15 protein-coding genes and 1 tRNA gene are annotated in these 19024 nt (G+C 51.9%); 13 read left to right on the top strand and 3 right to left on the bottom strand.

Translation table 11 applies throughout. The features are described 5' to 3' along the window. Positions 1 to 71 precede the first annotated feature (71 nt). The 6 genes from PGR10_RS16660 to PGR10_RS16635 all read left to right on the top strand — a co-directional run bounded on the left by PGR10_RS16660 (position 72) and on the right by PGR10_RS16635 (position 5379). Positions 72 to 148 (top strand) — tRNA-Arg (locus tag PGR10_RS16660). A gap of 160 nt (positions 149 to 308) precedes the next feature. Beyond that, positions 309 to 710 carry a hydroxyisourate hydrolase gene (gene uraH / locus PGR10_RS16655; RefSeq protein WP_015367872.1) on the top strand — a complete coding sequence of 134 codons (402 nt, stop codon included), beginning with the start codon at positions 309 to 311 and terminating at the stop codon, positions 708 to 710. Between the two features lie 402 nt (positions 711 to 1112). Next, the gene (kdgT, locus tag PGR10_RS16650; RefSeq protein WP_411325652.1) at positions 1113 to 2111 is read left to right on the top strand and encodes a 2-keto-3-deoxygluconate transporter; all 999 of its coding nucleotides are present in this window, start codon (positions 1113 to 1115) and stop codon (positions 2109 to 2111) included. Between the two features lie 58 nt (positions 2112 to 2169). Next, positions 2170 to 3006 carry a 5-dehydro-4-deoxy-D-glucuronate isomerase gene (gene kduI / locus PGR10_RS16645; protein WP_430923806.1) on the top strand — a complete coding sequence of 279 codons (837 nt, stop codon included), beginning with the start codon at positions 2170 to 2172 and terminating at the stop codon, positions 3004 to 3006. A 255-nt stretch (positions 3007 to 3261) separates the two neighbouring features. Next, complete coding sequence (locus PGR10_RS16640; RefSeq protein WP_015367869.1) at positions 3262 to 4569, top strand: MFS transporter; 1308 nt, start codon at positions 3262 to 3264, stop codon at positions 4567 to 4569. Between the two features lie 9 nt (positions 4570 to 4578). Further along, the gene (locus tag PGR10_RS16635; protein WP_430923805.1) at positions 4579 to 5379 is read left to right on the top strand and encodes a substrate-binding domain-containing protein; all 801 of its coding nucleotides are present in this window, start codon (positions 4579 to 4581) and stop codon (positions 5377 to 5379) included. Here PGR10_RS16635 and PGR10_RS16630 read toward each other — a convergent pair whose 3' ends face one another. Continuing rightward, entirely contained in the window at positions 5380 to 6279 is a 900-nt protein-coding gene (locus PGR10_RS16630) for a LysR family transcriptional regulator (protein ID WP_087860325.1), read from the bottom strand. It lies immediately after the preceding gene. A 118-nt stretch (positions 6280 to 6397) separates the two neighbouring features. Continuing rightward, a complete protein-coding gene (locus PGR10_RS16625; protein ID WP_020079430.1) occupies positions 6398 to 7264 on the bottom strand; it encodes a GNAT family N-acetyltransferase in 867 nt (288 codons plus the stop codon). 603 nt (positions 7265 to 7867) lie between these two features. On the opposite strand from PGR10_RS16625, the gene PGR10_RS16620 reads away from it, so the two are divergent. From PGR10_RS16620 to PGR10_RS16610, 3 genes are all read left to right on the top strand, one after another. Further along, positions 7868 to 8704 (top strand): alpha/beta fold hydrolase, encoded by an 837-nt coding sequence (locus PGR10_RS16620; RefSeq protein WP_045393439.1) that lies wholly within the window; start codon positions 7868 to 7870, stop codon positions 8702 to 8704. Positions 8705 to 8991: 287 nt separating this feature from the next. After that, a complete protein-coding gene (locus PGR10_RS16615) occupies positions 8992 to 9912 on the top strand; it encodes a Kdo(2)-lipid IV(A) acyltransferase (RefSeq protein WP_087860324.1) in 921 nt (306 codons plus the stop codon). 228 nt (positions 9913 to 10140) lie between these two features. Then, positions 10141 to 10413, top strand: coding sequence for a DUF1471 domain-containing protein (locus PGR10_RS16610; protein WP_015367862.1), 273 nt, complete (start codon positions 10141 to 10143; stop codon positions 10411 to 10413). 102 nt (positions 10414 to 10515) lie between these two features. Here PGR10_RS16610 and PGR10_RS16605 read toward each other — a convergent pair whose 3' ends face one another. Further along, positions 10516 to 11622: an alkene reductase gene (locus tag PGR10_RS16605; protein ID WP_430923804.1), complete on the bottom strand. Its 1107-nt coding sequence runs from the start codon at positions 11620 to 11622 to the stop codon at positions 10516 to 10518. A 205-nt stretch (positions 11623 to 11827) separates the two neighbouring features. Between PGR10_RS16605 and cadC the strand changes: the two genes are divergently transcribed. The 4 genes from cadC (at position 11828) to dtpD (ending at position 18862) form a co-directional block, all read left to right on the top strand. Beyond that, positions 11828 to 13354: a lysine decarboxylation/transport transcriptional activator CadC gene (gene cadC, locus PGR10_RS16600; protein ID WP_087860322.1), complete on the top strand. Its 1527-nt coding sequence runs from the start codon at positions 11828 to 11830 to the stop codon at positions 13352 to 13354. Between the two features lie 365 nt (positions 13355 to 13719). Then, on the top strand, positions 13720 to 15057 hold the full coding sequence (gene cadB, locus PGR10_RS16595; RefSeq protein ID WP_015367859.1) for a cadaverine/lysine antiporter: 1338 nt from the start codon (positions 13720 to 13722) through the stop codon (positions 15055 to 15057). 82 nt (positions 15058 to 15139) lie between these two features. Further along, positions 15140 to 17287: a lysine decarboxylase CadA gene (cadA, locus tag PGR10_RS16590; protein ID WP_015367858.1), complete on the top strand. Its 2148-nt coding sequence runs from the start codon at positions 15140 to 15142 to the stop codon at positions 17285 to 17287. Between the two features lie 60 nt (positions 17288 to 17347). Next, on the top strand, positions 17348 to 18862 hold the full coding sequence (gene dtpD / locus PGR10_RS16585; protein ID WP_430923803.1) for a dipeptide permease DtpD: 1515 nt from the start codon (positions 17348 to 17350) through the stop codon (positions 18860 to 18862). The last annotated feature ends 162 nt before the right edge of the window (positions 18863 to 19024 follow it).

Here is a 19024-nt window from a genome sequence, read left to right as displayed (position 1 = left end):
TGCATTGACTCACCGGAGGTTGACCGTATAATTTCACGCGATTGCACCTCCCGAAGCTCCCGCTTCTCAGTGCGCCCTTAGCTCAGCTGGATAGAGCAACGGCCTTCTAAGCCGTAGGTCACAGGTTCGAATCCTGTAGGGCGTGCCATTATCGCTTCTCTTACGCTCGATTCCTCCATCCAACACAAGACTTTGGCGTAGAACCGTGCTGATATTACCCGTTAATTAATAACGAAAAGTTTAATTTTATTTCCCATCGCGCTGATTATAGTGATGACACATTCACTTGCTTATTAAGGTCATCGTTCATGAAGTTAATTATTGCCTCCGTTATTTCGTTGTTGAGCTTCAGCGCGCTTGCGGCGCCGGAAGGGACACTAAGCGTACATATTCTCAATCAGCAGACCGGTCTGCCTTCTCAAGGGGTGCAGATTGAGCTCGATAAGCAGCAGGGCAGCGGCTGGCAGCATATCGCCAGCGGTAAAACGGATGCCGATGGCCGTATCAAGTCGCTCTATCCGCAGGCCGATAATATGGAACCTGGGGTGTATAAAGTGACCTTCAAAACCGGTGACTACTTTAAAAGTCATAATATGAGCACCTTCTTTCCCGTCATTCCGGTTATTTTCAGCGTAACCGAACAGAACCAAAAGCTACATATCCCGCTGTTGTTGAGCCAGTATGGCTACTCTACCTACCGCGGTAGTTGATCCACGCACATTTCCTGGCCGGGCAAAGCGAAGACCGTCGTGTCTTGCTTTGTCCGGCGCATGTCACCGAATTCACTAAAACATCTATCTAACATTTCATCCCGCCCCTGATTGCCGCAACGTCGTGGCTATACCTCCCTTTTGTTTTCAATAAACGATCCTTCGTTCGATTTCTTTTTGATATGTGATGACGGTAACTAAAACGCTGTTTTGTTTTCATTGAATCATTATTTCACATGATCAATGATAACGGCATGGTATCAGTGTGGTGCGCACAACCCTGAGACTCCTGACTTTTCTCATCTGTTCGTAATGCAATGAACAGAAAGAATTTTTTCAAACGCTATTGAAAGAATAAGTCACATCCTTGCCGTTCAGGTGGGGTGGAGATGAGGATAAAAAATGAAAATCAAAGCAACCATTGAACGTATCCCTGGCGGCATGATGCTGGTCCCATTGCTGCTTGGCGCGCTTCTCAATACCCTGGCGCCGGATACCGGTAATTACTTTGGTTCATTCACCAAAGGCATGATTGGCGGCACGGTGCCGATCCTGGCGGTGTGGTTTTTCTGTATCGGCGCATCGATTGATTTGCGCGCCACCGGCACCGTATTACGTAAATCCGGCACGCTAGTGATCACCAAAATTGCCGTCGCCTGGATTGTGGCCTTTATCGCTGCGATGGTCATTCCGGAAAATGGCGTCCAGACCGGTTTCTTTGCCGGACTGTCGGTGCTGGCTATTGTCTCAGCAATGGATATGACCAACGGCGGTCTGTACGCCAGCCTGATGAATCAGTACGGCAGTAAAGAAGAATCCGGCGCGTTTGTATTGATGTCGCTGGAGTCCGGCCCGCTGATGACCATGGTTATCCTTGGCTCCGCCGGACTGGCTTCCTTCGAGCCCCACCACTTTATCGGCGCGGTGCTGCCATTCCTGGTGGGCTTTGCCTTAGGTAACCTCGACCACGACTTCCGCGCCTTCTTTAGCAAAGCCACCCCGGTGCTGATTCCGTTCTTTGGCTTTGCGCTGGGCAACACCATCAACCTGAGCGTGATTCTGGATACCGGACTGCTGGGGATTGTGCTTGGCGTGGCGGTCATCATCATTACCGGCATCCCGCTGATTATTGCTGATCGGGTTATCGGCGGCGGTAACGGGACGGCTGGCGTCGCGGCCTCTTCCGCAGCGGGCGCGGCGGTCGCGAACCCGGTGATCATCGCGCAGATTAATCCGGCCTTTGAACCGGTGGCGGCTTCGGCGACGGCGCTAGTCGCGGCAAGCGTCATCGTCACCGCGATTTTAGTACCGATTATTACCGCGCTGTATGCCAGACGCTTTGGCAACGTGCAGGCGGTGAAAGCACCTGCGGTAAATGTTGCACCATCCGCGAATCACTAACTTATTCTCGCCCTCCGCAGGAGGGCTTTATCATTCAAGAATCTGCCTGGAGGCTAACGTGGACGTAAGACAAAGTATCCACAGCGCGCATGCGAAAACTCTGGATACCCAGGGGCTGCGTAATGAATTTTTAGTTGAACACGTGTTTGTGGCTGATGAATACACCATGGTGTACAGCCATATTGACCGCATTATTGTTGGCGGCGTTATGCCGGTGCAGCGCGGCGTGTCGGTGGGCGGAGAAGTCGGTAAACAGCTTGGGGTAAGCTATTTCCTCGAACGCCGTGAGTTAGGGGTGATTAATATCGGCGACCCGGGTTGTATTACCGTTGATGGCCAATGTTATGAAATCGGCCACCGTGAGGCGCTGTACGTCGGTAAGGGGGCGAAAGAGGTGGTGTTTACCAGCATCGACCACGCAAAACCGGCGAAGTTTTACTACAACTGCGCCCCGGCGCATACCACTTATCCGACGAAGAAAGTCACCCCTGCCGATGTAGCGCCGGTGACGCTGGGTGACAACCTGACCAGCAACCGCCGCACCATCAATAAGTATTTCGTGCCGGATGTGCTGGAAACCTGTCAGCTCAGCATGGGCCTGACCGAACTGGCGCCGGGCAACCTGTGGAACACCATGCCTTGCCATACCCATGAGCGGCGGATGGAGGTCTATTTCTATTTCAACATGGATGAGGACGCCTGCGTCTTCCACATGATGGGGCAGCCGCAGGAGACCCGTCATATTGTGATGCATAACGAGCAGGCGGTAATTTCGCCAAGCTGGTCGATTCACTCAGGCGTAGGTACCCGCGCTTATACCTTCATCTGGGGGATGGTCGGCGAGAACCAGGTCTTTGACGATATGGATCACGTCGCCGTACGCGATCTTCGTTAAAACTCCCCCTCAAGCCCGGATTGCCTTGGGGGGAAATGCAGCGGAGTTCACACTATCAGTGTGTAGAGGCGGGGCGGGGGGTAAGACCCTTTGCCCCGTCATTGTTGGTGTCGCGTAGATAGCCGACTTTATTAATGTGTCTTACGCATCAATAGATGCGCAAAATGCGCTTATTCTCTTTCGCAACTTCCCGCACTCTTACGGTTACCTAAATGTTAATGAGAGTTAACTATTCAGTTAATCAGGGAGAGTGTGATGTCCGCAACTGCCGCTACTTCAGTGTTTCGTGCCAGGGCCAAAGTGATCCTGCAAGTGACCTCAGGGAATTTTCTTGAGCAGTTTGACTTCTTTTTATTTGGTTTTTACGCCACCTATATTGCCCATACTTTTTTTCCTTCCGAAAATGAATTCGCTTCCTTAATGATGACCTTCGCCGTTTTCGGCGCCGGGTTCTTGATGCGGCCCGTTGGCGCCGTGGTGTTAGGCGCCTGGATTGACAAGGTCGGCAGACGTAAAGGTTTAATCGGCACGTTGTCGATTATGGCGATGGGGACCATCCTGATCGTGCTGGTGCCAGGTTATCAGACTATCGGTTTGTGGGCGCCGGCGCTGGTGCTGTGCGGCCGGCTGCTGCAGGGCTTTTCTGCTGGTGCGGAGCTGGGCGGCGTCTCGGTTTACCTCGCAGAAATGGCGACACCTGGACGTAAAGGGTTCTATACCAGTTGGCAATCTGCCAGTCAGCAGGTCTCGATTATGGTGGCCGCTTCATTGGGCTATCTGCTCAATATGCTGCTCAGTGAGTCGAGTCTGCATCAGTGGGGATGGCGAATCCCGTTCGCGATTGGCTGCCTGATCGTGCCTTTTATCTTCTTTTTACGCCGCAACCTGAATGAAACCGCGGAGTATACGGAGCGTAAGGAACATCCGACCTTAGGACAATCGCTGACTATTCTGCTGGCAAACTGGCGGGTGGTGATTGCGGGGATGCTAATGGTGGCCATGACCACTACCGCGTTCTATTTGATCACGGTCTACGCGCCAACCTTTGGCAAAAACGTGTTGTTATTAAGCGCCTCGGATAGCCTGCTGGTCACGCTATTGGTGGCTATCTCCAATTTCATCTGGCTGCCTATCGGCGGCATGCTTTCCGATAAGTTTGGTCGTAAACCCGTGCTGGTCAGCATGACGCTGCTGGCTATTTTCACCAGTTGGCCTGCGTTATCGCTGCTGGCCCGCATGCCGGACTTCGCCATGATGTTGTCCGTGCTGCTGTGGCTCTCCTTTATTTACGGCATCTACAACGGCGCGATGATCCCCGCACTGACGGAAATTATGCCTAGGTCGGTCAGGGTCGCTGGTTTTTCCCTGGCTTACAGCCTGGCTACCGCTCTGTTTGGCGGTTTTACGCCGGCGATGTCCACTGCGTTAATTAAAATCACCGGGGATAAGGCGGCGCCCGGCTACTGGATGAGTTTTGCGGCAATCTGCGCGCTACTGGCGACGCTGTATCTCTATCAACGCGTTTCCCGACAGGCATTGAAAACGCAAAATTCTTTAGGTTAAGAGGTGAATATGCAACGTAAATCATGGGTTTTCTCGTTAGTGGTATTCACCTGCGGCTATGCGCATGTTGCCGTCGCGCAGGAGATCACGGTGATGATTTCCGGCGGCTTCTCCGCGGCGTTGGATAAACTGGCGCCCGACTATCAGCAAAAAAGCGGCAATACCTTACATATCATTCATGGTCCCTCGATGGGGAAATCCGCGGAGGCGATACCGAACCGCCTGGCGGCAGGGCAAAAGGCGGATGTGGTGATTATGGTGGGATACGCCCTGGATGATTTGCAGAAGCAGGGCAAAGTGGTGCCGGGGTCGCGTATTGAACTGGCGGATTCACGTATTGGCGCCGTCGTGCCAAAGGGGGCCCCGGTACCGGATATCAGCAGCGTCGCCGCGTTGAAACAAACATTGCTGCAGGCGAAATCCATCGCCTATTCGGATAGCGCCAGTGGGCGCTATGTTGAAAAGGAGCTGTTCAGCAAACTGGATATTGCCGCGCAGGCGAGCCCCAAAGCAAAAATGATCGAAAAAATCCCCGTTGCTTCGCTGGTGGCAAAAGGGGACTACGCGATAGGGTTTCAGCAGGTTAGCGAACTGTTGCCGGTCAGCGGCGTGACGTTCGTTGGCCGTTTGCCGGATGAAGTGCAATACGTTACCCGCTTCGCGGGCGCCGTAGTTGCCGATTCATCCGCGCAGTCGCAGGCGAAGCAGTTGCTGTGCTATCTGGCTTCAGTCCCGGCGCAGGCGGAAATTCGTCGCACAGGCATGGATCCTTTACCCTCCAACGCTTGTGAATTACCGGAAGAGGGCTAATTATGCGGTGGGATGGTAAAAATCAGTAATGGCTTTTTCGAGTTCGGCGGCCAGAGGGGGTAACGCTCTGCCCGCTTTTTTTATCAGTCCCACTTGCCTTTTCACTTCAGGTTCTACTAGCGGAATACTGGCTAACGCGTGGTGCGCGTAGGCCGGCAGCGCCATCGCCGGTATTGCCGCGATACCAAGGCCGGCATCCACCATACCCAGCATCGTCGTGACATGGCGGGTTTCACAAACCGCAGTGCGTCGTGGCCCTACATCGCTCAGGGCGCCATCCAGCAGGTGGCGATTGCCGGAGATCTTATCGAGCCAGATATAATCGCGGTTAAAAAACTCCTGCCAGCAGAGGCTGTTACGCTGCGCCAGCGGATCGTCGCGTCGGCAAACCGCCAGGTAACGTTCATGAACCAGCGGCGTAAACACCACATCAGACGCGATCTCAGAGAGAAAACTCAGGCCGAAATCCGCCTGGCGATTTTGCACGGCGCTATAAACATTTCCGGCGCTGGTATCAATAACCTTGATCCGCGCCTTAGGAAAACGTTGACGGAATTGCGTAATGACCTGGGGCATAAAATAGTTGGCGGCTGAAGGAACGCAGGCGACCGTCACCAGCCCGTTGCCGAAAGCCGCGCGGTCGCTAATGCCGTCCAGGGCATCTTCGAATTCGGAAAGCAGATGCTGCGCCTTTGGAGCGAAAGCTCTGCCGGTTTGTGTGAGCGTCACCCGGCGAGTGGTTCTTTCAAACAATCTCACCCCTAAAGCGGTTTCCAGCTTCTCGATTCGCCTGCTTAACGCCGATTGCGAAATGCAAATCGCCTCGGCGGCGTAGCGAAAGCTGCCGTGCTCGCTGAGGGCTAAAAAGGCGTAGAGATCCTGCAGATCAAAAAGGGGCAAGTGGCGTTTCTCCTGGATTTAACAAAAAAACAACAATTGATTGTACTGTTTATTTTGTTTTCCAGGAAGAAACAACGCCGACCAGCCGCAGGTTAAATAGATGACCTGCGGCCCGGCATCAGGCGTGCGCCAGTAGCGGGAACATTAATTTGTTGTCGTGGAAGATGTTCTCTTTAGTCGAATAGATAAACAACATATCGTCGCCGTCTATTTTTTCGTACTCGCCAAGGCGCGCTTCCTTCGGCGTAAAACCGAGCACCGCCTGTTGCGATTGCGGTTGGGCGAGTTCATTGATAATGGTCGCCATGGATTGTCCGGCATCGCAAAAAATATCAAAGCAGATCAGCTCATGGGCGCTTTGCATCGCAATGGCGACGGCCTGGTTTTTCTCCGAGTAGTAGACAAAATGCTTCATAAACGCCGAACAGTAAAACATCAGCAGACCGAAGTTATTTTCCACTCGTAGCTGTGAAAAGGGGTTGGATTTCTGGTAGTAGTGCTTAAGCAGGGCGATATCCTGCGCACTATCCATATCCAGTTTACGGAAGTCGCCGGGTGTAGGCGAAACGGGCGCAACATATTGATATTCGTCGGTCCGCGTAAAGCCAAATTTGGGATAGAAATCGACGGTAGTAGAATTGGCAAACAGGAAAAAAGCATCCGCTTTGTCACGCCAGTCATCAAGAATATGTTGTATCAACTGTCCGGCAAGCCCTTTATTACGGTAATCAATGTTGGTCATTACCGTACCTATTTGAATATAGCGTCGGGGTTGGCCTTGCCAGACCAGATCAATAATATTCGCGGAGGCGTTGGCGATAACTTTATTCTTATCAACGAAAGCGTAAGGGATATAGGATTCACTCCAGTACCCCTGCTGATACCAGGCGTCAAAGGAAAGATCGAACGTTTTGATGGCTAAATCAATAAAGCTCTTTCTTAATGTATTATCATCTTTGAGTTGCTTAACCAATTTGTAGTGCATCGCAGTCATTCCTTTCTTATTCGTTTTACTATCCGGGATTGCTACAGGCAAATTTTACCCCTTGAAAATCACAGGCTTTGCGCCTGAGTATGGCGGTTTTCTGTGGTTTGTACAGCATTGACAGAAGGGCATCGCTCAGGACGTTGCCTGGCTCACAATTAACAGCGAACATTCTGCGTGGATAAGGTCAGTGAGACGCACCTGCGGTGGAATTTGGTTTATTCTTTTTTCTCGGGGAATAATCTGAAGAAATCTATTTGAGAGAAATTTACAGTAAAACGTAAGTATAAGAGGAAAATATTTTAATTATTTCTTTTTGACATAGCTCGCTGATATTTATCTATAAATAAAAAATATCGGAAAGGCATATTTTATCAATAGGTAATATGCACTAACGCTCAACAGTATATGGCGTATTTTAGTTGCTGCGTTGATATTAAATTGCTGAGAGATGAGCTAAATGAGCCATCATCTTCTACACTTTATGGCGCCGTTGCCATTGAGGTTTTTCGCAAGCAAGGGAAAGGCTTCATATCAGCGCTGAATGTAACCAATTGAATGTTAATGAGAAGTTGTCATATTTTCAAGAGAGGAGTTCCTGATATGGCATTCGTAACAACTAAAGATGGCGTTAATATTTATTTTAAAGACTGGGGTCCGAAGGAGGCTCAGCCGATTGTGTTCCACCATGGCTGGCCGTTAAGCGCTGATGACTGGGATAACCAGATGCTGTTTTTCCTCGCACAGGGTTTTCGCGTCATCGCTATCGATCGCCGTGGACATGGGCGCTCCGACCAGGTAAGCGAAGGCCATGATATGGATCACTATGCGGCCGATGCTTCGGCGGTAGTGGAAAGTCTGGATTTGCATAACGCTGTCCACGTTGGCCATTCAACCGGTGGCGGCCAGGTCGCGCGTTATGTGGCCAAGTACGGCCAACCGCAGGGCAGGGTAGCTAAAGCGGTATTAATCAGTTCCGTTCCGCCGCTGATGGTCAAAACCGACAATAACCCTGGCGGTACGCCCATCGAAGTGTTTGACGGTTTCCGCAAGGCGCTTGCCGCCAATCGCTCGCAGTTTTATCTCGATGTTGCCAGTGGACCGTTCTACGGCTTTAATCGCGATGGCGCAGAGGTTTCGCAAGGTACCATTCAAAACTGGTGGCGCCAGGGGATGACCGGTAGCGCGAAAGCCCACTATGAAGGGATTAAAGCCTTCTCTGAAACCGACCAGACAGAAGATCTGAAAGCGATTACGGTGCCAGTGCTGGTTATGCAGGGTGACGACGACCAGGTCGTTCCTTATAAAAATGCCGCGATTCTGCAGGACAAACTATTAGCGAATAGCGAGCTGAAAATTTATCCGGGCTTACCGCATGGTATGCACACGTCACATGCGGATGTGATTAACGCCGATCTGCTGGCCTTCATTCGTTCATAACGATATTCAGCCTTCGAAGACGTTTCTTCGGAGGCTATTTATTTATTGTTGAAGATGAATAACGCAAACTTTAGTTTGCGTGCCGCTGTACGAAAAAATTAATAATAAATTTGTTACATAGTTCGTGTAATACCAGGGCAGTGTACAGGTTATAGTCTACGCTTGTATGCGTATTACCGCACGAATAGGAAAAAACTAAATGTTATGGATCGGGTACCTTATCCGCAAATTCGGACTGAGGCCTCCCGCTGGTATGTAAATCAAGGATCCTGAAGAGCAATACTCAGATGTCGCATTTACCCAAATTCTCTCTTTCATTATTACACCCGCGTTACTGGCCGGCATGGCTGGGTATTGGCTTATTGTGGCTGGTGGTACAACTACCTTATCCGCTGATCTATCGTCTGGGCCATGGGTTAGGGCGTTTATCCATGCATTTTTTGCGCGGAAGGGTACGTATTGCGAAGCGCAATCTTGAGCTCTGTTTTCCACATCTCAGCCCGGCGCAGCGTCATGAAATGTTGGTTAAGAATTTTGAATCTCTGGGCATGGGGTTGATGGAAACCGGCATGGCATGGTTCTGGCCGACCCATCGCGTCGAGCGCTGGACCGAGACCAGCGGCGTCAACGAAGTCGTTGAACTGCAGGAACAGAAACAGGGTATTTTGCTGATTGGCATTCACTTTCTGACTCTGGAGCTCGGCGCGCGGATGTTTGGCATGTTCACGCCGGGGATTGGCGTTTACCGGCCAAACGATAATCCGCTGATCGACTGGCTACAAACCTGGGGACGACTGCGTTCTAACAAGACGATGTTGGATCGTAAGAACTTGAAAGGTATGGTTAAGTCACTGAAAGAGGGAGAAATTCTCTGGTACGCTCCGGATCATGATTATGGGCGCGCCAGCAGCGTATTTGTTCCCTTTTTCAATGTTGATAATGCTGCGACTACCACCGGGACCTGGATGCTGGCGAGAATGTCAAAAGCCACCATCGTGCCTTTTGTTCCGCGAAGAAAGCCCAACGGCGCCGGGTATGAGCTGATTGCGCTGCAGCCAGAGGCGACGCCGCCGCTGGATTCCCCGGAAACTACCGCCAGCTGGATGAACAAAATTATTGAGCAATGTATCCTGATGGCGCCGGAACAGTACATGTGGCTGCACCGTCGTTTTAAGACCCGTCCGGAAGGGGTTCCGTCGCGGTACTAAGCGCGGTGGCCGGTGAAAAATAATCCGATAAATAGCGCGCTTATTAATCTAGTGTCTATACTCTAAATAATTCGAGTTGCAGGCAGGCGGCGACGCAGAGAATCCCCAGGAGCTTACTCTAGTAAGTGACTGGGGTGAGCGAGGAAAGCCAACGCACATGCAACTTGAAGTATGACGAGTATATACTGAAAGAGCCTCAATTAGGCTCTAATCCAAGGAGAATGTAGGATGAAAAAGGTATTAGTCGCTTTAGCTCTTTCTGCTGTTGCCTTTGGCGCCTCTGCTGCGCAATTAATTACTAAAGAAGAAGCTTCGCATTTCAAACTGACTCACGTGGGCAGTATTTCTGTGGGGCCGTCTGGCGGGCAATTCTCTTCACCTTCTGATCTTCACGATCAGCTTTCTAAGCTGGCAGATGAGAAGGGCGGTAAATATTACATTATTACCGCGGCGCGCGAACACGGGCCGAACTTTGAAGCAACGGCGGAAGTGTATAAATAATTAATCACGTTGATTAATTATATATAAACGTCGAAAGTCTGATTTTTAACCCGGCATGCTGCCGGGTTTTTTATTTAAGTACTGTGAAGCGATATATCCTGTTTACTTCGCGTCGACGGTAGGGTAGTCGAGGTAGCCCTCTTTACCACCGCCGAAAAACTGCTCTCTGATTGGCTGATTGAGCGGCAGGTTGTGCTGCAGACGATACGGCAGATCCGGGTTGGCGATAAACGGGCGACCAAAACCAATCAGGTCGGCCCAGCCTTTGGCCAGCGCTTCTTCGGCACGTTCTACGGTGTATTTCCCCGAATAAATCATTGTGCCGCGGAACACCTGTCGTAGCGCTTCTTTAAAGGCAGCGGGCATCACTGGCGCATCATCCCAGTCGGCTTCGGCGATATGGATATAGGCGATGCCGATATCATTGAGGACGCTGGCCGCCGCCAGATAGGTGGCTTCCGGCGTATCATCTTTCGACCCCATCAAGGTGGTCAGCGGCGCCAGGCGGATGCCCAGTTTCTCTTTACCAATCGCATCGGCAACGGCTTGCGCCACTTCTTTGAGGAAACGCAGGCGATTGGTTAACGAACCGCCGTACTCATCGGTACGCTGGTTTTCACGAGAATCAATAAACTGATTGATCAGATAGCCATTCGCACCGTGTAGCTCAACGCCATCAAAACCGGCGGCAATAGCGTTACGCGCGGCCTGTGCATATTGTTCGATGATAGCCGGGATCTCTTCGCGAGTCAGGGCGCGCGGCATCGAGTGCTGCACCATTTCACCAACGCCGTTTTCCGGACCGCGTCCTTCGACATCGACAAAGACCTTCACTCCTTCAGCCTGAATTGCAGATGAAGAAACCGGTGCGGCATTACCCGGCTGCAGTACGGTATGGGAGACACGCCCTACGTGCCAGAGCTGGGCAAAAATTTTGCCTCCCGCCTGGTGTACCGCGGCGGTGACTTTTTTCCAGCCGGCGATCTGCGCTTCATTATAGATGCCAGGCGTCCAGGCATAACCCTGTCCCTGTTGGCTAATCTGCGTGCCTTCGCTGATAATTAAACCGGCGCTGGCGCGTTGGGCGTAATACTCCGCCATCTGATCGGTAGCGACATCACCGGCCCCGGCGCGGGAACGCGTCATCGGCGGCATCACGATACGGTTGTTTAACGATAGGGCCGGCAAAGAATAGTGGTCGAATAACATAATGCGTCTCCTTAACGACTTGATGGACGCAGCATAGACCCTGGCTATTTTGGATTAAATGACAACGATGTTCATAGACTGTTAACTGATTTGTATATAAAGGGGGTAGCGTATGCCAAACGTGTGGGGTATTGACCACCCGCATAATTAGGTAGGCGAAATGTGGTATTATCGCGCCTTTCCCTTTTCGTCCTGGGGTTTTTTTATGCAACAACCTGTTGTTCGCGTTGGGGAATGGCTCGTTACTCCTTCTGTAAACCAAATTAGCCGGAACGGACGTCAGCTTACTCTCGAACCGCGTTTAATCGATCTTCTGGTCTACTTTGCTCAACATCCTGGCGAGGTACTTAGCCGGGACGAGCTTATCGATCACGTCTGGACGCGCAACGTGGTGACCAGCCATGTCGTCACCCAGAGTATTTCCGAGTTGCGTAAGTCACTGAAAGACGGCGATGACGGCAGCATGGAATATATTGCGACGGTGCCCAAACGCGGTTACAAGCTGACGGTCCCGGTAATTTGGTGTACGGAAGAGGGCGAAGAGTTGGCGCCGGTTGTCCCGCCAGTAGCCCCTGTCACCGTTCCTGAAACGTCGCCACCGACTATTTCTCCTTCATCTGCCTCGCCTGCGGCGGCGGCAGTGCCGGAAAAACGTAAACGGATCACCACCTTCTGGGTGTGGACGCTGTTCCTGCTGGCGTTGGGCAGTTGCGTCGCGTTAGTCGCCTTGTCGTCGATAGAATCGCGGCCGCCGGAAACCAAAACTCGCCTGCTGCTAAACCCGCGCGATATCGACATACACCTGGTAAACGGCAGTTCATGCAATAACTGGGCGTCGCAGCATGCCTATGCGGTAGGGTTGGGCAGCCTGGTAACCACCTCGCTTAACACTTTCTCGACCTTTATGGTCCACGATAAAACCAACTACAACATCAACGAGCCCAGCAGTTCGGGTAAAACGTTGACCATCGAATTCGTTAATCAGCGCCACTATCGCGCCCAGCAGTGCTTTATGTCGGTGCAGCTGGTCGATAACGCCGACGGCTCGACGATGCTCGATAAACGCTACTTTATTACCATGGATAACCAGCTCACCATTCAGAATGACCTGCTGGATAGCCTCTCTACAGCGCTAATGCAGCCGTGGCCGGATCGCATGAAAGCGATGCTTAAACAGTATCAACCCGCGCAAAGCCCTTCATTAACCCGTCTTTATCAGGCCCATCAGCTGTTAATGAAAGGTGATGTCGATTCATTAGGTAAAGCCAGCGATATACTCGATGACGTCATTAAACAATCGCCGGACTTTATTTATGCTTACGCCGAAAAAGCGCTGGTGGATGTATTACGTCATTCGCAGCAGCCGTTGGATGAAAAACAATTAGCGACGCTGTATGCCGAGGTTGAAAAAGTGGGTGAAATGCCCGGCATTAAAGATATGGCGATCTTCTACCAGATAAAAACGGTAGATATGTTAGGCAAAGGGAAAATAGATGAGGCGTACAGCGCTATCAACACAGGCATTGATTTAGAAATGTCGTGGATGAATTACGTGCTGCTCGGTAAAGTTTATGAGATGAAAGGACAGAACCGCGAAGCTGCCGATGCCTACCTGACGGCGTTTAATTTACGCCCTGGCGAAAACACCTTGTACTGGATTGAAAACGGAGTATTCCAGACCTCCGTCACCCGCGTAGTACCATATCTCGACAATTTCCTCGCTTCAGAATAAGTAAACCCTCATCATGCTCATGGTTTTGAGTATGATGAGGTTAAATTTATGTATCTCATGAGCACTCTTATTGTTACCTGAAATAAGCGTTATTTTCCTGCCTGGTAACACAATTTCAACACCAGTATGCACGTCTAACTCTTTGTAAGTAGGTGATGTTTATCTTTTTTTGATATCAACATGTCATGTTTATATGTTAATCGAAAAAGGTCAAAATATCATTTGTCTGATGTTTGTAGTTATTTCACTTTATCTTTAGGATTTATCTCGTACGAATCAGTAATCTTGTTGGCAGTTGGTCGGGTCAATAAATGGTTCTCTATCATGATCTGTACCTCCCAAATAAACTTAGGAGAAAAACAACCATGAGTTCTGCCAAAAAGATCGGGCTATTTGCCTGTACCGGCGTAGTCGCCGGTAATATGATGGGGAGCGGTATTGCACTATTACCTGCGAACCTCGCCAGCATCGGTGGTATTGCCATTTGGGGTTGGGTGATTTCTATTATTGGCGCGATGTCTTTGGCTTATGTTTATGCCCGACTGGCGACCAAGAACCCACAGCAGGGTGGTCCAATTGCTTACGCAGGGGAAATTTCTCCGGCCTTCGGTTTCCAGACCGGCGTCCTTTATTATCATGCAAACTGGATTGGTAACCTGGCAATCGGTATTACCGCCGTCTCTTATCTCTCTACGTTCTTCCCAATTTTAAATAACCCGGTGCCAGCAGGTATTGCCTGTATTGCCATCGTGTGGATCTTTACTTTCGTTAATATGCTCGGCGGGACCTGGGTAAGCCGTCTGACCACTATTGGTCTGGTACTGGTGCTTATTCCGGTGGTAATGACAGCGGTCGTCGGCTGGCATTGGTTTGACGCGGCAACCTATCAGGCGAACTGGAACACCTCCAGCACCACTGATAGCCACGCGGTCATTAAAAGTATCCTGCTCTGCCTGTGGGCCTTCGTTGGCGTAGAATCCGCCGCAGTGAGTACCGGGATGGTGAAAAACCCGAAACGTACCGTACCGCTGGCAACCATGCTGGGTACGGCGATGGCCGGTATCGTCTATATCGCCGCGACTCAGGTTATCGCCGGTATGTATCCTGCTTCTCAGATGGCCGCGTCCGGTGCGCCGTTCGCAATTAGCGCCTCTACCATTCTCGGCGGCTGGGCTGCTCCGATGGTTTCCGCTTTCACCGCCTTCGCTTGCCTGACTTCTCTGGGTTCGTGGATGATGCTGGTTGGCCAGGCCGGTGTACGTGCCGCCAACGACGGTAACTTCCCGAAAGTGTATGGCGAAGTCGATAGCAACGGTATCCCGAAAAAAGGCCTGCTGCTGGCCGCGGTGAAAATGACCGCGCTGATGGTGCTGATTACCCTGATGAACTCCGCCGGTGGTAAAGCATCTGATCTGTTCGGCGAGCTGACCGGTATCGCGGTACTGCTGACCATGCTGCCTTACTTCTACTCCTGTGTTGACCTGATTCGTTTCGAAGGCATCAACATCCGCAACTTCGTTAGCCTGATTTGTTCGGTACTGGGTTGCGTGTTCTGCTTCATCGCGTTGATGGGCGCAAGCTCCTTCGAACTGGCCGGCACCTTTATCGTTAGCCTGATTATCCTGATGTTCTACGGTCGCAAAATGCACCAGCGCCAGCAGAACAACGCAACGGATAACAACAGCCCCGCTAACGCGCACTAATCAGTAACCCTTTTTCCTGAGGCTCCTTCCATCACCTGTCACATCGAGACGGGAGGGGCTTTCTACATCTGGAGATTTGACTATGAACGTTATTGCAATCATGAATCACATGGGTGTTTACTTCAAAGAAGAACCCATCCGTGAACTGCATCGTGCTCTCGAACGCCTGGACTTCCGTATTGTCTACCCGAACGACCGTGACGACTTATTAAAACTTATCGAAAACAACTCTCGTCTGTGCGGCGTGATCTTCGACTGGGATAAATACAATCTCGAACTGTGCGAAGAAATCAGCAAAATGAATGAGTACATGCCGCTGTACGCTTTCGCTAACACCTACTCCACTCTGGACGTTAGCCTCAACGATCTGCGCATGCAGGTTCGCTTCTTCGAATATGCGCTGGGCGCCGCTGAAGATATCGCGAACAAAATCAAACAGAACACTGACGAATACATCGACACCATTCTGCCGCCGCTGACCAAAGCGCTGTTCAAATATGTACGTGAAGGCAAATACACCTTCTGTACCCCAGGCCACATGGGCGGTACCGCGTTCCAGAAAAGCCCGGTAGGCAGCATCTTCTATGATTTCTTTGGTTCCAACACCATGAAATCCGATATCTCCATTTCGGTTTCTGAACTGGGTTCACTGCTTGACCACAGCGGCCCGCACAAAGAAGCGGAAGAGTATATCGCTCGCGTCTTCAACGCTGAACGCAGCTACATGGTGACCAACGGTACATCAACCGCTAACAAAATCGTCGGTATGTACTCCGCGCCTGCCGGCAGCACCGTGCTGATTGACCGTAACTGCCACAAATCGCTGACTCACCTGATGATGATGAGCGACATTACGCCGATCTACTTCCGTCCGACCCGTAACGCCTACGGTATCCTCGGCGGTATCCCGCAGAGCGAATTCCAGCACGCGACTATCGCCAAGCGTGTGAAAGAGACGCCGAATGCGACCTGGCCGGTACACGCGGTTATCACCAACTCAACCTATGATGGTCTGCTGTATAACACCGACTTCATCAAGAAAACCCTGGATGTGAAATCCATCCACTTTGACTCCGCATGGGTGCCTTACACCAACTTCTCGCCGATCTATGAAGGCAAATGCGGGATGAGCGGCGGCCGCGTTGAAGGGAAAGTGATCTACGAAACCCAGTCCACGCATAAACTGCTGGCGGCATTCTCTCAGGCTTCGATGATCCACGTGAAAGGCGACGTTAACGAAGAAACCTTCAACGAAGCCTACATGATGCACACCACCACTTCTCCGCATTACGGTATCGTGGCTTCCACCGAAACCGCGGCGGCGATGATGCGCGGTAACGCCGGTAAACGCCTGATCGACGGTTCTATCGAACGTTCGATCAAGTTCCGTAAAGAGATCAAACGTCTGAAAGGCGAGTCTGAAGGCTGGTTCTTCGATGTATGGCAGCCGGAACATATCGATGGCGCTGAATGCTGGCCGCTGCGTTCCGATAGCGCATGGCACGGTTTCAAAAACATCGATAACGAGCACATGTACCTCGACCCGATCAAAGTCACGCTGCTGACCCCGGGGATGAAGAAAGACGGCACCATGGATGATTTCGGTATTCCGGCAAGCATCGTGGCGAAATATCTCGACGAACACGGCATCGTGGTTGAGAAAACCGGTCCGTACAACCTGCTGTTCCTGTTCAGCATCGGTATCGATAAGACAAAAGCGCTGAGCCTGCTGCGTGCGCTGACCGACTTCAAACGCGCGTTCGACCTGAACCTGCGGGTGAAAAACATGCTGCCGTCTCTGTACCGTGAAGATCCTGAATTCTATGAAAACATGCGTATTCAGGACCTGGCGCAGAACATTCATAAACTGGTTGAGCATCACAACCTGCCGGACCTGATGTTCCGCGCATTCGAAGTGCTGCCATCCATGGTGATGACCCCGTATGCCGCGTTCCAGAAAGAGCTGCACGGTCAGACTGAAGAAGTGTACCTCGAAGAGATGGTAGGCCGCGTCAACGCCAACATGATCCTGCCGTATCCTCCGGGAGTACCGCTGGTTATGCCTGGTGAGATGATCACCGAAGAAAGCCGCCCGGTACTGGAATTCCTGCAGATGCTGTGCGAAATCGGCGCTCACTACCCGGGCTTCGAAACCGATATCCACGGCGCATATCGTCAGGCGGATGGTCGTTACACCGTTAAAGTGCTGAAAGAAGAAAACAACAAGTAATAGACGCACACAAGGGAAGTGGCTTGCCACTTCCCTTTTTTCACGCTGCAAGGAGAACCTATGAAAACACCCTCACAGCCGCGCGCGATTTACTACATCGTAGCGATCCAGATCTGGGAGTACTTCAGCTTTTACGGCATGCGCGCCTTACTCATCCTTTATCTCACCCACCAACTTGGCTTTGACGATAGCCACGCCATCAGTCTGTTCAGCGCCTACGCATCTTTAGTTTACGTAACCCCCATTCTCGGCGGCTGGCTTGCCGACCGCCTGCTCGGCAACCGCACGGCGGTAATTGCCGGGGCGTTGTTGATGACCCTCGGCCACGTGGTGCTGGGCGTCGAATCTGATTCCACCTGGAGCCTCTATCTGGCGCTGGCGATCATTATCTGCGGCTATGGTCTGTTCAAATCCAATATCAGCTGCCTGCTCGGCGAACTGTACGCCGCTGACGACCATCGTCGCGATGGCGGTTTCTCGCTGCTGTATGCCGCCGGTAACGTCGGTTCGATAGCCGCCCCCATTGCCTGCGGGCTGGCGGCGCAGTGGTACGGCTGGCATATCGGCTTTGCGCTGGCGGGGATCGGCATGTTTATCGGCCTGATGATTTTCTTAAGCGGCAGCCGCTACTTCCGCGACACCCGCGGCGTCGACAAACAGGCGCTGCGCGCGGTGAAATTCGTGTTGCCGACCTGGGGCTGGCTGGTGGTGATGCTGTGCCTGGCGCCGGTCTTCTTCACCTTGCTGTTAGAAAACAACTGGTCCGGTTATCTGCTGGCGATTGTCTGCCTGTTCGCCGCGCAAATGGTGGCGCGGATCATGATCAAATCGCCGCAGCACCGCCGCGCGCTGTGGCAAATCGTTCTGCTGATGTTGACCGGAACGCTGTTCTGGGTGCTGGCGCAGCAGGGCGGCAGCTCGATTAGCCTGTTTATCGACCACTTTGTTGATCGCCGGCTGTTCAATATTGAAGTACCGACCGCGCTGTTCCAGTCGGTTAACGCGGTGGCGGTGATGGCCGCCGGCGTGATCCTGGCGTGGCTTATCCGCCCGGAAGGGCGAACCCGCTCGGTGTTAAAAGTGTGGCTGAAATTTGCTTTCGGCCTGCTGCTGATGGGCGGTGGATTTATGCTGCTGGCGCTGAATGCCCGCTACGGCGCGGCTGATGGTCAGGCCTCGATGGGCATGATGGTCGCCGGGCTGGCAATGATGGGCTTTGCCGAACTGTTTATTGACCCGGTGGCGATGGCGCAGATAACCCGTCTGAACATGCCCGGCGTCACCGGCGTATTAACCGGCATTTATATGTTGGCCACCGGCGCGGTCGCCAACTGGCTGGCCGGGGTGGTGGCGCAGCAAACCACCGAATCGCAAATCAGCGACACGGCGATTGCCGCCTATCAGCATTTCTTCTCGCAGATGGGTGAATGGACTATCGGCTGCGTAGCGGTGATTGTCATTGTCGCCTTTGCCGCGATTTGCAGCACCGGCCAGCGCAGCGCGACCGGGGACATTAACTCAACAGCCAAGTTAGCAGGAGGTGGATATTCTGGCAGGCGCGGAAGCCAACGATAAAAAATACCGTTAGTGAAGCCATAGCTGAGTGAGATCAGCTTGTAGTGAATCCAGAGTCGTTAAGATTGTTCTCTGGTGTGTTACCAGAGACAGGCCGCGCTGAATGGTGACCTGGTTCAATTTATCGAAGCTAGTTTGAAAGCAGGGTTATGAGGAACCAAC

The organism is Klebsiella sp. 141198 (assembly GCF_050600785.1).
Classification (GTDB): Bacteria; Pseudomonadota; Gammaproteobacteria; order Enterobacterales; family Enterobacteriaceae; genus Klebsiella; species Klebsiella aerogenes.
This window is presented reverse-complemented; position numbering and strand designations above follow the sequence as displayed.

Coding starts and splice junctions, on each gene's coding strand:
- uraH (WP_015367872.1), top strand. CDS start 309: ATGAAGTTAATTATTGCCTCCGTTATTTCGTTGTTGAGCTTCAGCGCG.
- kdgT (WP_411325652.1), top strand. CDS start 1,113: ATGAAAATCAAAGCAACCATTGAACGTATCCCTGGCGGCATGATGCTG.
- PGR10_RS16640 (WP_015367869.1), top strand. CDS start 3,262: ATGTCCGCAACTGCCGCTACTTCAGTGTTTCGTGCCAGGGCCAAAGTG.
- PGR10_RS16635 (WP_430923805.1), top strand. CDS start 4,579: ATGCAACGTAAATCATGGGTTTTCTCGTTAGTGGTATTCACCTGCGGC.
- PGR10_RS16625 (WP_020079430.1), bottom strand. CDS start 7,264: ATGCACTACAAATTGGTTAAGCAACTCAAAGATGATAATACATTAAGA.
- PGR10_RS16620 (WP_045393439.1), top strand. CDS start 7,868: ATGGCATTCGTAACAACTAAAGATGGCGTTAATATTTATTTTAAAGAC.
- PGR10_RS16615 (WP_087860324.1), top strand. CDS start 8,992: ATGTCGCATTTACCCAAATTCTCTCTTTCATTATTACACCCGCGTTAC.
- PGR10_RS16610 (WP_015367862.1), top strand. CDS start 10,141: ATGAAAAAGGTATTAGTCGCTTTAGCTCTTTCTGCTGTTGCCTTTGGC.
- PGR10_RS16605 (WP_430923804.1), bottom strand. CDS start 11,622: ATGTTATTCGACCACTATTCTTTGCCGGCCCTATCGTTAAACAACCGT.
- cadC (WP_087860322.1), top strand. CDS start 11,828: ATGCAACAACCTGTTGTTCGCGTTGGGGAATGGCTCGTTACTCCTTCT.
- cadB (WP_015367859.1), top strand. CDS start 13,720: ATGAGTTCTGCCAAAAAGATCGGGCTATTTGCCTGTACCGGCGTAGTC.
- cadA (WP_015367858.1), top strand. CDS start 15,140: ATGAACGTTATTGCAATCATGAATCACATGGGTGTTTACTTCAAAGAA.
- dtpD (WP_430923803.1), top strand. CDS start 17,348: ATGAAAACACCCTCACAGCCGCGCGCGATTTACTACATCGTAGCGATC.